This is a genomic window from Bradyrhizobium genosp. SA-3, from assembly GCF_004212635.1.
GTDB lineage: Bacteria > Pseudomonadota > Alphaproteobacteria > Rhizobiales > Xanthobacteraceae > Bradyrhizobium.
This window is the reverse complement of sequence record NZ_PSRT01000114.1, coordinates 1-12,797: the sequence shown is the minus strand read 5'-3', so window position 1 is coordinate 12,797 and position 12,797 is coordinate 1. Positions and strand designations below refer to the sequence as shown.

Below are 12,797 nucleotides of genomic sequence, written 5' to 3'. Positions count from 1 at the left end.
AAAGCTATCGAAGGCGTTCGGCCGAATTCTGCGATTTGACCAATCCGTAGTGCCCTGCCCTTCGGGCCCGCTCGCAGCAGCAAGCAAATCTGTAGCTTGTAACCGTAGTTACTCAACTCAACCGCGCCTCACCCCACCGAAAACTTTAGAATCTGCAACGCCTTGGTCATTCCCGTTTGGAGGAGCGGTGATCCGTGGGATCGTAAATCGCCGTTGCGCTGCCTATCGCTGCAAATCCAACAGAGCCCGTCGAAGGTCGGATGGGATGAACGACCTGTGTTGGAGTCTACTCGAAGCTTTCGCTTCGCGCCCTTTCCTCAGCTTCTTCCTTTTTTTCCTCTTTTGAGATCCAATCAGAGAACTCCTCCCGAGCTTCGTCGATCTGCGCGGTCATCGCCGCGTCTCCCGTGGGATTCAATTTACTCAGTAGAGGCAAACGTTCGCGAAGCACGATCGAGAGCGGGCCGGACCAGGTTCCGGGTCGAAAACGCCTGATAAATATACTGAGAACCTTCGCCCTTTGATCCGCCGACGCGAGGATGCGCACTGCCACATCGGAGATCGTTTGGGGGCCGGCGTCCTCGGAGCCCTTTTCGAAAGGCGGCACGTTTCAGCGGCGAAGGCATATCTATCGGCAGGAGATGTCTCGCACCATTCGATGAGTGCATCAGTAGATACACTCTGAACGGCCGTTTCCCGTCTGTCGCTATCAAATTTGGAGACGACCCTCATCGCCGTGCGGTACGTCCCGTCCTCGTCTGGAACATAAATCGCATCGAGCGTCTCTTTAGGCAAATGCTTAAAAAAGGGGGCGAGCAATCGGCCTCGGCCGTAGTAGGATCGCCGCGAGGATCGTTCAAATACCATCAGATTGTGCAGGGCCGCCAGCTTCTCGGCGTCTGCGTCTGCAGCGCCGAGAGCGAATTCCAAGATTACATCGAACTCGTGTTCGATGCGATCGTTGTCAATGCGAACATTCGACCAATCTAGGTTTCGAAGGAAACTAATACAGAGGCGTCCAAGTTCACTGCGGTATAAATCATTTTTCTCTGCTGCACAGTGAATGACCATCCCCAGTACATCCACAGCAACCTCAAGGCCGTTTGATTTTGCGCAAAGGCCGTCGACCAACTTCGCAATCTGCGTGATGGATAGCGGATCGGTTGCTCGACCCAGGCCCAGGTACTGGTACTGGTACTGCCATATGGGAGATTTACCCAGGTCAAGCGATTTCAACAAACGCTCGTAGCCCCTGGCATCGAGCTGCACACACAGCTGAAGTTCAGGAAACCATCTACCCCACACTTCGTCATAGAGTGCGTCTTCTAGGAACGACGCCACTCCACTCGGATTTGCTTTGTTCCAGCCAGAGAGTACACCGCGAACAAAAATTAGACTCACCGAACCCGATACAGAGTCGAGGATCAAAGCCCGGACTTTGCCCAGCAAGCAAGCTACACTGGCGCATTCTTGTCCTATGCCGTGTCCAAAGCTCACAACTTTGCTGTTGGTGCCATTGCGAATCAGCTCCGGCAGGATTTCGAGCAAGAGATTATCTTCGTGGGCTGCAGCCTTTCCAAGATTCTCAGCCGCTTTCTCGGACGCATGGAAGCGGGAAGCGGCATCGGCGCTGATGCCATCCCCCGTCGCGGGTAGATCGATGTCATCCGCGAATGACCCGCGAGCGATGACTCTAGCACCGATCTTCGCCCTCAAATCACGCGGTGCCAGTTCATGCTCCAGCAGTAGAAGCTGCGTAAGCGAATCCGTGCTGAGAGCACCCTTGTCAAACCGAAGTATGCGCCGCGCTCCCAGCCAGCCGTCTGGCCAGCCATCTACAGACTTCAGTACTTGAGCGGCCCTGACGATCTCATCAGTCAATTGGGCTCGCACCCAGAGGCCACGCACCGACGCACCTAGAACCGACCTCGCCTCTCGGCCCAGGAGAGAGTTTGTGACGCCGATCTCAACCGCAATACCCAAGAAGGGTGTGTACCACTCCCGAACATCGTCTTGGGTTCGAGGCCACCACCCGAAGTCGCGCTTTCGAGCGCCAAATTCAAATCCGTGCACAGACGTGAAATGCCAAGCCTCCAGCGCCGCATCCAGGAGCACCAATCCTAGCTTTTGCTCCCGCTCGTCGGCTGAGAATAAGAGCGTTCGAACTACTTGGGACCTTTGTGCGGACCTGGCTTCGGTCCCAGAGAGACGGCAAAAGAACAGTGACTTGAGAACATCGCGAACCGGTTCAGAGTTATAATCATCCGGTTCAGCCAAGGCTAAACAGACGAGGATTTGCGCTGCTCGGTCAAAGAATCGAGAATCATACGCGATCGACCGCGCGACACGAGCGAACTCGCGTCGGTTATAGTTTTCCGTAGACGTGAACTCGTTGTTGACAGCGGCCCGCTCCAAAGCGGCCAACGCGGCTTCTTCGCTCACTGGCGCGACATTAATGAACATTCCACGACCGAGGTCGTTTAGACTTGCCAAGTCGCCGAGGCATCCGCTTGGCTTTAGCCATGATGACACCGTCTCGACCGCCCGCTTTGACTCGTGCAAAAAACCGAGTCGGCGCGAGAACGATCGGGCTACGCGCTCGGATGCGTCCTTAACCAAAAGGCGGCTCAGGAGCTCGGGCGGATATGCCTCCATGGCATTTGCCGCCAAACGATTGGAAATCGCGTGAGGAAGCACGGCGCGCCATTTGCCGCGCTGTTGGACAAGACCCCGCCTCTGCAACTGGATCACGCTGCGTAGGAAAGTCACTTCTGAGACTTCAACCAACCCGGCCAAAAATGCTTATCTCAGAGCCTTGGGATGTATCCTCGCCGTCGAACGAATACAGAAGGCTGGCAGCCTCAGCACAATTCAAGAGCTCGCTACTTTCAACATTCTTCTGATGAAAAAGCCGGTGGAAGAGTTCGCTATCTCTGAGCCGAGCAAGCTCGCCACTTGTCGCGCTCGTGGACGCGAGGGCATAGGCCACTCGGGTGTTGCCATCGGAGAACTCCGCGATTTTGTCGATGTCATTTTCCGAAAGGAGACTGAACCGGCGCTTGAGAAGGCGTTTAATTATCTCGTCAGAAGATCCTTCAAGACGATAGCAAGCAGTGTCCTCTGGCAGGTCGTCACGAATGTCATACTCAACAGTAATAAGTCGTATTGCGCTTCCCGGTCGCTTTGCAATTTCGGTCAGCCTTCGATGAACGTCCTGGCCGCAATTGTCGACGACGACTATACAGTCGGAATCCGATTGAACGAGAGCCTCGACCATCATGCCCGGCTGCGGTGTGAGGGCATCCGACAAGTCTGCGTAAATCACGTTTTCTGAATCAAGCGCCGGCTTGCCCGGGCATATCCGTTTGTCGAACAACGCCTGGACAAGCCTAGTCTTTCCGACTCCGGACAAGCCCACCATCCGAACGGATACATTCTTGCTCAAATCCGTCCGAAGGCGCATTATGGCGGATGAAACATCACTCCCCTCGTCAGCATTCGGGACAAAAACCTTCACTCGATCATCGATGAGGTACTCAGAGTCGGCGTCGTTTTCTAGATATGCCCATGGACCATATGGCCTCCAGCCTACTAGGGGCTTGCCGGAAGCTACCTTCACCCAGATAACCATCGCTGGATATTGTTCGACCCAGTCTGCAATACGGCGACAATCAAAGAAGTCGACCTCAATTTTTCCGGCCATGGAAAAGCTAGACAAACATAGCTCCATCGCGGCTTTACGATCAGCCAGTGAACTGTCCGAAAGGTTATCCCTCGTTGAGGCAATGACGTAAGCGCCGCCGCTTGCTGCAAGGTCCGTTAAAGCTTTGCGCACGACGCCCTTCGGTGCCATTTCACCCGGTATCTTTGACGCGCTAAAAGTCTCCGCTTTCACCTGGAATGCGCAGCGATCCTTCTTGATATATCCGCCGATCCCGAGCGGCGGACTTACATCAACCCGAACGTCGACACCTCCATCCTTAGCTCGCTGATCTCCTCCCCAACTTACCGCCGCGGTTGAGATGCCCCTGGCTCGTAGCTCCGATTTGCAGAGTCTCGCGATCAATTCTCGTGCTTGTACGTCTGTAAGACTTTGAATTTCCTCAGGGCGTACGGAGAAGATCGGGTGCATAGTGTGTCCAGCCTCGAATCAATTTAGTTCAAAAAAACATACAACCAATTTGAACAATTGGGATCGGCCCGCCCCGGTTAGGCCAAACGCCAAACGGCACCGCAGCCGGCGTTTTAGTTGAACACCGAACCTGCGATCGGCAGGGGACCTTCAAATTCTCGAGCTCCCGGGCTAGATTGCCTAAGACGCGAATATGGCTGGCTTTCGTAGCGCATGCGCGGACCGATCCGAAATACCTAGATGCTACTGCCGAGCGCTCGCGCGTAGCACGGGTGCTCGGCAGACAGAATTACTTGGACTTTCGATGTCTGCATCGACGCGCGCTCTCAAAAGCGGACGACCCGAGTAAACGTAAGCTAGGCGGCTTCGGACGTTCGAACTGGCTCACGCCGTTAGTTCAGTGACTCGCAGCAACGGCATCTTGCTGGCGCAAAGCCGACATCAACTCCGTTGGATCGCGCAACCGGATGTCACGGCCTGATTTTGCGCCTTGTTCGTAGATGATCGCCGTAGCTACGCGCGCGGATTCCGAACGTATTCCTATCAATTGCATTTAATTCAATGTTTTAGCAGGTGCAGTTCGGAGGAGCCCCGTCCGCCGATAGCTCCTTGGCAATACGAGCCTGCTTAGACGCCCATGTTAAGATTGATCACCGTGCGAGCGCGTACACTTGGAGAGCATGCGGAGAGAGGAGTTGACGCCTTCGCGGGATGCGGAAGGAGTTACCCTGCAAAATCGATCATGAAAATCACAGGGTCTTCAGCACCTTGGCAATAACACTCGGAGCGACATGCCCAAACAGATAGTTTTCCACCGCAACAGCGCCTGAAAATTGCTTGTTGGAATCATCTGATTGCGAGCCTAGATCCTTTTGTGTAGCTCTCGGTCATCATTTTCATAGTCTCACTGTAGCGATCTTCTCAGAGCCGGCGATCACCCTCACGGCTGCGCGTTTGGTCACGACCCCTGGGCTCATCGGAGGGGGGCCGGCCATCGATGCAGCTGGTCGGTGCTTTGCCCGTTCTGTTCGCACATGCGCTGACGCACGTCAGCTTGCCCTTGTGTGTGAGAGCCGCTGAGAAGTTATCGCTCTGCATCCCCTGATGAACCAAACCGTGCCCTGACCGGACATCCGTGGCGTGCCTGGCCGGTGCGAGCTCGTTTATTTCGGAGCGTTGTGAAGCTGTGAACCGCATCCGTGCCCTCGCCTTTCAACTTGTTTGGATATTTCGGCTCCTGAATACCGCTGCTGGGTCCGGTCACCCTTCGAGCAGATGGAGCTTGGCCGGGTGATCGCGCCAGGCACCGACCCAAAGCCTCGCCCGCTTCACAGCGGCAAAACCTGTGAAGCGTGAAATCGCCCGTTGTGAAGCCCTCAACTGTGAAACTGTGAAATGTCTCGACCCTGGTTCCCCTTCTATGTCGGCGACTACATCAAGGACACCGCGCGCCTGACCACTGAGGCCCACGGCGCGTACCTGTTGCTGATGCTCGACTACTGGACGACTGGCGCCCCGCCGGACGACGACGACGTGCTGGCGACGATCGCGCGCATGCCTGTGAAGCGCTGGGCGAGCAAGATCCGGCCCGCTCTCGCGTGCTTTTTCGAGATCGAGAACGGCGTGTGGCGACACAAGCGGATCGAGGAGGAGCTTGCGCACGCCGCCGAAGTCGGAAAATCGAGCAGCAACAAGGCCAAAACCGCCGCGGAGGCTCGTTGGGGTAAACAGCGGAGCAAGCGGGAAGCATCCTCCGGCGATGCTCCAAGCATTCCCGGAGGTGTGCCCCAGAATGCACAGTCACAGTCACAGTCACAATCACAGAATGTTGCTCCTAGCGGAGCAACATCTGCTGCTGCTCCGCCGCCGAGCAAATCGGCCTTCATCGCGGACGATCACGCCCTCGCCGAGCGGATCATGCTTGCCCAGCGCCTCGACAAGCACGACCAGCGTGTGATCGGCACCAGCTACTTCGCGAAGAAGTGGCGCGACGCCGGATACATCCCTGACATCGTCGTGAACACGATCGAGCGGATCATGGCCCGGCGCACCGAGGCGCCAAGGTCGCCGCAGTATTTCGAGCAGGCGATCGCCGATGCGCACGAGGAGCTGAGGCGCGGCGTTCCGCAGGGGACCACTGGTCCGCCAAGGCCAGGAAGACACAAGAGCGCCGCCGAAGTTTTCCTCGAACTTGACGATCAACTGAATGGACTGACCGATGCAGCCGAACCTACCCGCCCAGACTACTCCGCAGGACCCGGTATTATCTTGGATGCCTGACCCTGCCGTCGACCTGATCGCGGCCAACGCGCAGAACGCGCTCGAATGGTGCGGCAGCCGCCCCGTCATGCAGCGCCAGTTGACCACGGCCGAGAAGGATTTGCTCGAAAACCGGCAACGCCTCGTGAACAGGGCTTTGCTGCTCGCGAATGGCCAGGCCGACAAGGTGCGTATCGAGCGCGCTGTTGCAGCAGCCCTCACAGGTTACGGGAAGGCCGACCAGCCCACGGTGGCCGCCTACACCCGATTGCTTTCGGACCTGCCTGCATGGGCGGTCGAGCAGGCGTGCAACGACATTCGCCGCGGCGCTGTCGTCGGGCTCAATCCGGACTTTCCGCCGGCAGCACCTCGCATCCACCAGATCGCGGATGCCAAGCTCGAGGCCGCGCGCATCGAGCGGGACAAGCTCAAGCTGCTTCTCACCGCCAAGGTTGAGGAGGCAAAGCCGAAGCTAACGCCGGAGCAACGAGAGCGCATGCGCGCCTTGGCCGACGAGACTGTGAGGGCGCTCACCGGAGACAAAGTGGAGAGCGAACAGCAGCGCCTGGAGCGTCAGAAGTACGAGGAGGAGAAGGCCAAGCGCGAGGAGCACGCGCGCCGCATGCAGTACATTCTGCAGGGCTACGAGCCTCCAACCAACCAGCACGGCATGACGATTTCGATGTCAGTGGCGATGGCCACCGGCCTGGTGCTTGAGCGCCACAAGCCCGCGTCGCCGCCGAAGTGCGAGTTTTCACCCGAAGAGTAACCTCTGCGTCGCGAGACCGATCCAACGATCCAGGGCGGATTAAAGGGACAGGGAATGTTGGCAAGACTGAAGAAGCCAGACGATCCGAGCGCGTGGCGAGCACCTGAGCGCAAGGCAAACGGGGCCAAGCCGCAGGGCGTGGCGCCGGCGGTGTTCTATCGCATCAGGGAGCATGGCGTTCGCCTGCGCGTCGATCCGCGGCTCACTGCCGAGCAGATGGATGCGAAGCTCCGCCCCGCCTGCGCCGTGGCCGGAATGCTCGAGATCGCAGGTGCAGAGACGGGAGAAGTCGCATGAGCAGGCGCTCTTGGGTTATCAGCCCTTCCCTGAAGCCAGTTTGGCTCGTGCTCATGGACGGCCCCGCGCAGTCGCCGCCGGGGACCCGCGCTCTTTGAGGCCCCGCCTCTAAACCGCGAGACGCAAACGCATACGTGACGACTCGACCAAAAAGGCTCCACTTATGAGAACGACTTCCGATAGTACTACCGAATTCCTGGCTCAGGCCCGACCAGCGCTCGTCGCCACTGTCCAAGAAACCATGACGGTTCTGAGGATTGGGCGCGCAAAACTCTACGAACTCTTGAATGCTGGGATACTGGAAAGCTACCTGGAAGGTTCGTCTCGCAAGATTACGTGGCGCAGCATTGAGGCGTATGTCGAGTGTCGCCTCCGCGAAGAAGCTGTGCGTCGGCAACAACGCGCATCTCGCGGGCTGAAGGTTGAATAAAACAGGGAAGATCAGGAGGTAGGTTAACCAGCAATGCTGGACATATTTTTCTGGTGGCGAGATTGGGTCTGAACCCTAGACCAGCGGATACTCCCTCCTCCCCATTCCGTTGACTGCTTGGTATTTTTCGCTGCTCCCGGCGATAGCTACGGTTTCAACCTACGGTTCCGCGTGCCAGATCTCGCCCGAAGGCCCTTTAGAGGGTGATCATGAACTTCAGCTTGTGGGGCCAGAGCGGATGTCCTGCGATTCGGCCCCCTCGTCTGCTTGTGACCGATTCTGTTGTGATGTCGGCTATCGTCGGTAGAACGGACGCGGAGCCGCGCTCGCTTCGACCGCCGCTTGTGACCCTAGGCGGACATCACTACGGAGCCGGAGAAGCGAGCGGCTTTCCTTTCTCGACAACGTAAGTAGCAATCACTTTCGCGCCGTTCGGTCCGGCCTTTGCATCGTGAATAACACCGGGTGCAAGTTGGTAGCTCTCACCGGACTTTACCGTCTTGTCTGGTTGACCGTCGACCATGAGCACCATTTCGCCATCAAGCATAAAGCCTGACTCAGGACCGGGATGCGTGTGGCGCCCAATATTCACATTGGGCATGACCTCAGCAATTCCAATCACCGTCTCATAGTTGGTGCCGGGCACATCAAACTTCTGTAGTGGCGTCCGCTTTATCGTGGCGGTTTGCTGGGTCGCCACTGGTGGATTCTGCTGAGCGGCAGCGATACTGGTCATCGTCAACGTGACTACGGCGGCGGAAAGTAAGTACCTGACAAACATTACTTCCTCCAAATATTTGATTGAGAATACCCAAACTTATCAGATCTACAGGTTTTGGCCATGTCCGAAAGTGGCTGACCTCAGCCCAGGGCGCGGGGATGTCCGCTTCATAGACGTGACCCGACCAAGGTCATTCTGGCTACCGAGGGCAGCCTTGGACCCATAACGGACCTTTTGCCCTGCTCTACGCCGATCTATTGTGATTTGATTGCCGAAATCAGAACGGGGGAACGAAATATGCTGACGTTATATTTTTCTCCTGGCGCTTGCTCGATGGCGGCGCACATCGTGCTGCAGGAAAGCGGCGAAGAGTATCAATCGCAACGAGTCAATTTCGCTGACGCGGAGCAGCGCTCTGAAGCCTACTTGAAGATTAATCCGCACGGCCGCGTGCCCACGCTAGTGCTGGATGAGGGAGAGCCTCTCGTCGAGAACACTGCGATCCTTCCGTATTTGGGCAAGCGATTTGGGCTTTGGCCGACCGATCCAATCGCGGAGGCGAGAGTGCTATCACTCATCGGCTTCTTGGCGACGAATGTTCATCCTTCCGTCGCGCACATGTGGCGGCCAGAGCGTTACGCTGCCGATCCTGCTGTGCATCCTCAGATACAAGAGAGAGGCCGCGAGATGTTTGATGGATACCTCCAACAGATCGACAGCAAGCTTGCGGAGCGAAGTTGGTTTTTGAACCAATATTCGGTGGCTGATCCCTATCTGTTCGTCTTCTACCCTTGGGGATTACGCAGAGGCTACCCCATGCAGGAATTGAAAAACTTCTCAGCATTCAAGGATAGGATGCTGGAGCGACCTGCCGTACAGCAGGTATTGGCCAAAGAGAAAATCAATCTGTAGATCGGGTCTCGCATCAACATCGTTGATTGCCGCTTGTGGCCCCAAAGCCGACGGGCTCCGTCGCCTGCGGCTGGTCTGGTATTAAGGGCGGTCCGGACATGGCATCAGCGATCCTTCGACCGCCGCTAGTGACCCTCAGCGGGCGTCATGCAGATGATCGCTCTTGCGGCGCCGATGCGTCTCAGGGAACGATCCGCTCCGCGCGGAACTCACGCATGAGCCGCACGAACATCTCTTCGCTATCGACCACATCGTGGAAGCCGAAGTGGCGCGATTTAGTAACGTCCGACATCACGTCCCAGTCGCAACTGAAGACGTAATCGGCAAAGGGCCAGGCCACGAGCTCATCGTAGGCGTAGGGCTTCAGCCCATGTCTCTCTGTCATGACGCGCCAGAGTGGTGCGTTGTCTATCATGTGTGCGGTAAGGCTTATCGTCTGTACGTCGCCGGCTGGCATATCGAAAGCGGCCGCGAGCTTCGGCCACAGATTCTTCCAGCGGAAATAGTCACCGTTGGTGATGTTGAAAGCTTCGAGCCCGCACTGAGGCGTGCTCGCCGCCCAGAGCGCAGCGTTGGCGAAGTGCGCGGATTCAGTGACCTGGTAGATCGATGTATAGGCGCCAGGCTTCCCGGAACGCAGCGGCAACCCAAGCTCCTTGCTGATCGCGGCGTAGACCGCGATCGCCGGCGCCAGACTCATCGGCGTGCCCGGCGCAAAGCCGCATAAGGTCTGCGGCCGCAGCTCCACCCAGTCCCAGCGCTTGCCGCGCTGGAAGGCGGCGAGCCAGTCGATCTGCTCGAAATAATAGTTGGAACCCATGTGGCGCGGGTCACTCTCTCGTGCCGGTGTTTTGAATGGCCCGAGGTGCGAGCCATAATATTTTGTGCCGGTGACCAGCACCACGCGGCGCAGCGCGGACGACGCGCTGTCGATCGCGGTCACGGCGTTAACCAGCATGTCGCGGTTTGGAGCGATGTTCGATGCATAGCCCGCGGCGGCGCCCGCCGCAGGCTGAAACGCCGCGTAGAAGACGTGCGTGGCTTCCGTCAGGTCGGCGAGCTTCGCCGCCGCGTCCTCACGGTCTAGTAGATCGACACTGATGTGGCGGTAGCGGGGCACGGCGCCGGCCGCACGGCGCGACAGACCGATGACGGACCAGTCGTCCTGCCTAAGCAGCCGCTCGACGATGTAGCGTCCGATCACTCCGAGCGCTCCGACGACTACGGCCTCTTTGCGCTCACCCATGTGTGCCCGATTCCTTTCGACTACGATGGTAGCCGTGTTCAAGGCTCTTGTCGCCTGCATTGCGACGCTGCCTGGCGGGCGCCGGGGCGCTCGGCCTGAATATCCCGGACAACCTCGTCGCACTCGCCGATGAGTTGATCGAGTGAGCGGCTGATGTCCGAATTTGGCCCCTTTACGACATGCGAATAAGCTCCGAAATGGTCCGCTTATAGCGCCAGCTCGGAAGTGATCGCCAGGCCGCCAAAGCGACACCTTTGACCCAATTCGGACTGGGTTTGCGATGGACGGTTCAAGGCGACCCGAAAATGATTTAAGTGCCTCAGTTTGAGTTTTTGCTGTATCCTATTGGGCCTTCTTCGCAACATGTGAGAGGAGGTTAGGATGAACAAGTTCTTTGTCGCCGCCACTTTGATCGCGTTGGCAAGTTCTGCGATGGCTCAAGATGCGATGAAGGTGGTCAAGCCCGATGGGCTGACGTGGAAAGAGCATCCGGTCTTCAGGGGCGCGCAAACCGCCATCCTGATCGGTGACCCAACAAAGGCCGAGACGATCGTCCAGCGGGTGAAACTCCCGCCGAATTATAAAATTCCGCCGCACACTCATCCCTATTCCGAGGTCGTCACCGTGATGAGTGGCAGCTTTGGGAACGCCATGGGGGAAAAGTTTGATCCCTCGAAAGGCGAGACATTGAAGCCGGGCTCCGTCTTCGCGCTGCCGGCGAAGCACCCCCATTATGTTTGGACGACAAGCGAAGAAACGATCGTCCAAATTGTGTTCACTGGGCCGGGGGGCATCGAGTTCATCGATCCAGCCGACGATCCGCGCAAGAAGTAAAAACGAAGCGCCGAAGTATGAGTGATTAAGAGGCCGACTCAATCGGCGGCCTCTTTCTTCATTCCGGCACAAGCGCGATGTCGGCTGTTGGCCCGGAGTTGACCTTTAGGATTGGTCGGGCGGGTCAGCTTCCGAAGCCATAGCGGAAGTGGATCAAGGCAGGTCAGGACTTCTAGTGTTGACCCGGAATGGACGTCTGTGTCAGCCTTGCTAGGCAATAACAGCGAACATTGATCCAAGACTGATAGTATTGCCTCCATCGTCGGAGGTAATTTTATGGACATCTGGTGGCTTTTGTTCGCCGTGGGGTTCATGGCACAGTTGGTCGACGGTGCCCTTGGTATGGCCTACGGCGTGCTGACGAACACCGCGCTGTTGGCTATAGGCTTGCCGCCGGCACACGCTAGCGCGCTGGTTCATACGGCTGAAGTCTTCACCACGAGCGCATCGGCGGCTTCGCACATCTATCATCGCAATGTGGATTGGCGGATGGTGGCGCGCTTGGGCGTGGCAGGAGTGTTGGGCGCGATTTTAGGCGCCTGGGTTCTATCGAACATCGAAGTCACAGCCGCGCGCCGCTTGGTCTACGCCTATTTGCTTGTCATGGGACTCTATATTCTCTGGAAATCGCGCCGGATCACGCCGATACCACGAACTCCCCAAGGCTGGACTACAGTGCTCGGATTTGGCGCAGGGTTTCTCGATGCGACTGGCGGCGGCGGGTGGGGACCGATTACAACAACAACGCTCGTGGGGTCAGGGCACGCGCCGCGCTACTCCGTAGGCTCGGTCAATACAGCTGAGTTCTTCGTTACCGTCTCGGCGGCAACCACTTTTTTCACGGAAATTGGTGCCGTGCCTCTGGAACACCTCATTCCACTCGTGCTTGGCGGCGTGCTCGCGGCTCCATTCGGAGGCTGGTTTGTGAAGCATGTCCCAGCTCGGGGTCTGACGACGGCCGTAGGCGTGCTGATCGTGACGCTCTCTCTAGTGCAGCTTTTCCGCGCGCTCCGGTCCACTTAGTGCGCTTTTCGTCTGGGGGAAGTAGCCGACAAGCATGGCGGCTGTTGGTGTTCCAGCAGGCGGTAGTGTTGGCGAACAGCCTGCTTCGGCACTTTATAGGCGGAATCTGCGCGACTCAGGCTACGATGCTAACAAGAACTTTGATAAAGCTGGTCATATGTGCGTGTCCTGTGA

At 57.5% G+C, this 12,797-nt stretch carries 10 protein-coding genes; 6 read left to right on the top strand and 4 right to left on the bottom strand.

The features are described from left to right. Positions 1–423: 423 nt before the first annotated feature. Positions 424–2,796 (bottom strand): hypothetical protein, encoded by a 2,373-nt coding sequence (locus CWO91_RS31330; RefSeq protein ID WP_130219206.1) that lies wholly within the window; start codon positions 2,794–2,796, stop codon positions 424–426. Further along, entirely contained in the window at positions 2,780–4,132 is a 1,353-nt protein-coding gene (locus CWO91_RS31325) for a hypothetical protein (protein ID WP_130219204.1), read from the bottom strand. The genes CWO91_RS31330 and CWO91_RS31325 overlap by 17 nt, the downstream gene beginning before the upstream one ends. A gap of 1,395 nt (positions 4,133–5,527) precedes the next feature. Between CWO91_RS31325 and CWO91_RS31320 the strand changes: the two genes are divergently transcribed. Genes CWO91_RS31320 through CWO91_RS31310 form a run of 3 tightly spaced genes read left to right on the top strand, consistent with a single transcriptional unit; the run spans position 5,528 to position 7,457 of the window. Further along, positions 5,528–6,412, top strand: coding sequence for a YdaU family protein (locus CWO91_RS31320; RefSeq protein WP_130219202.1), 885 nt, complete (start codon positions 5,528–5,530; stop codon positions 6,410–6,412). Then, on the top strand, positions 6,351–7,160 hold the full coding sequence (locus tag CWO91_RS31315) for a hypothetical protein (RefSeq protein WP_130219200.1): 810 nt from the start codon (positions 6,351–6,353) through the stop codon (positions 7,158–7,160). Before CWO91_RS31320 ends, CWO91_RS31315 begins: the two co-directional genes overlap by 62 nt. Positions 7,161–7,214: 54 nt before the next feature. Further along, the gene (locus CWO91_RS31310) at positions 7,215–7,457 is read left to right on the top strand and encodes a hypothetical protein (protein WP_130219198.1); all 243 of its coding nucleotides are present in this window, start codon (positions 7,215–7,217) and stop codon (positions 7,455–7,457) included. A gap of 794 nt (positions 7,458–8,251) precedes the next feature. Here the strand turns inward: CWO91_RS31310 and CWO91_RS31300 are convergent. Continuing rightward, on the bottom strand, positions 8,252–8,668 hold the full coding sequence (locus CWO91_RS31300) for a cupin domain-containing protein (RefSeq protein WP_130219194.1): 417 nt from the start codon (positions 8,666–8,668) through the stop codon (positions 8,252–8,254). 237 nt (positions 8,669–8,905) lie between these two features. Here CWO91_RS31300 and CWO91_RS31295 point away from each other — a divergent pair, with 237 nt between their 5' ends. After that, positions 8,906–9,520 (top strand): glutathione S-transferase family protein, encoded by a 615-nt coding sequence (locus CWO91_RS31295; protein WP_130219192.1) that lies wholly within the window; start codon positions 8,906–8,908, stop codon positions 9,518–9,520. Between the two features lie 181 nt (positions 9,521–9,701). Here CWO91_RS31295 and CWO91_RS31290 read toward each other — a convergent pair whose 3' ends face one another. Then, positions 9,702–10,766, bottom strand: coding sequence for an SDR family oxidoreductase (locus CWO91_RS31290; protein ID WP_130219190.1), 1,065 nt, complete (start codon positions 10,764–10,766; stop codon positions 9,702–9,704). 381 nt (positions 10,767–11,147) lie between these two features. Here CWO91_RS31290 and CWO91_RS31285 point away from each other — a divergent pair, with 381 nt between their 5' ends. Beyond that, positions 11,148–11,600: a cupin domain-containing protein gene (locus tag CWO91_RS31285; protein ID WP_130219188.1), complete on the top strand. Its 453-nt coding sequence runs from the start codon at positions 11,148–11,150 to the stop codon at positions 11,598–11,600. Between the two features lie 276 nt (positions 11,601–11,876). Beyond that, positions 11,877–12,623, top strand: coding sequence for a sulfite exporter TauE/SafE family protein (locus CWO91_RS31280; protein ID WP_130219186.1), 747 nt, complete (start codon positions 11,877–11,879; stop codon positions 12,621–12,623). Positions 12,624–12,797: the final 174 nt, after the last annotated feature.

Excerpts from the sequence above, each read along its gene's own strand:
- CWO91_RS31325 (WP_130219204.1), bottom strand. The coding sequence starts at position 4,132 with ATGCACCCGATCTTCTCCGTACGCCCTGAGGAAATTCAAAGTCTTACA.
- CWO91_RS31300 (WP_130219194.1), bottom strand. The coding sequence starts at position 8,668 with ATGTTTGTCAGGTACTTACTTTCCGCCGCCGTAGTCACGTTGACGATG.
- CWO91_RS31315 (WP_130219200.1), top strand. The coding sequence starts at position 6,351 with ATGCAGCCGAACCTACCCGCCCAGACTACTCCGCAGGACCCGGTATTA.
- CWO91_RS31280 (WP_130219186.1), top strand. The coding sequence starts at position 11,877 with ATGGACATCTGGTGGCTTTTGTTCGCCGTGGGGTTCATGGCACAGTTG.
- CWO91_RS31320 (WP_130219202.1), top strand. The coding sequence starts at position 5,528 with ATGTCTCGACCCTGGTTCCCCTTCTATGTCGGCGACTACATCAAGGAC.
- CWO91_RS31285 (WP_130219188.1), top strand. The coding sequence starts at position 11,148 with ATGAACAAGTTCTTTGTCGCCGCCACTTTGATCGCGTTGGCAAGTTCT.
- CWO91_RS31295 (WP_130219192.1), top strand. The coding sequence starts at position 8,906 with ATGCTGACGTTATATTTTTCTCCTGGCGCTTGCTCGATGGCGGCGCAC.
- CWO91_RS31310 (WP_130219198.1), top strand. The coding sequence starts at position 7,215 with ATGTTGGCAAGACTGAAGAAGCCAGACGATCCGAGCGCGTGGCGAGCA.
- CWO91_RS31290 (WP_130219190.1), bottom strand. The coding sequence starts at position 10,766 with ATGGGTGAGCGCAAAGAGGCCGTAGTCGTCGGAGCGCTCGGAGTGATC.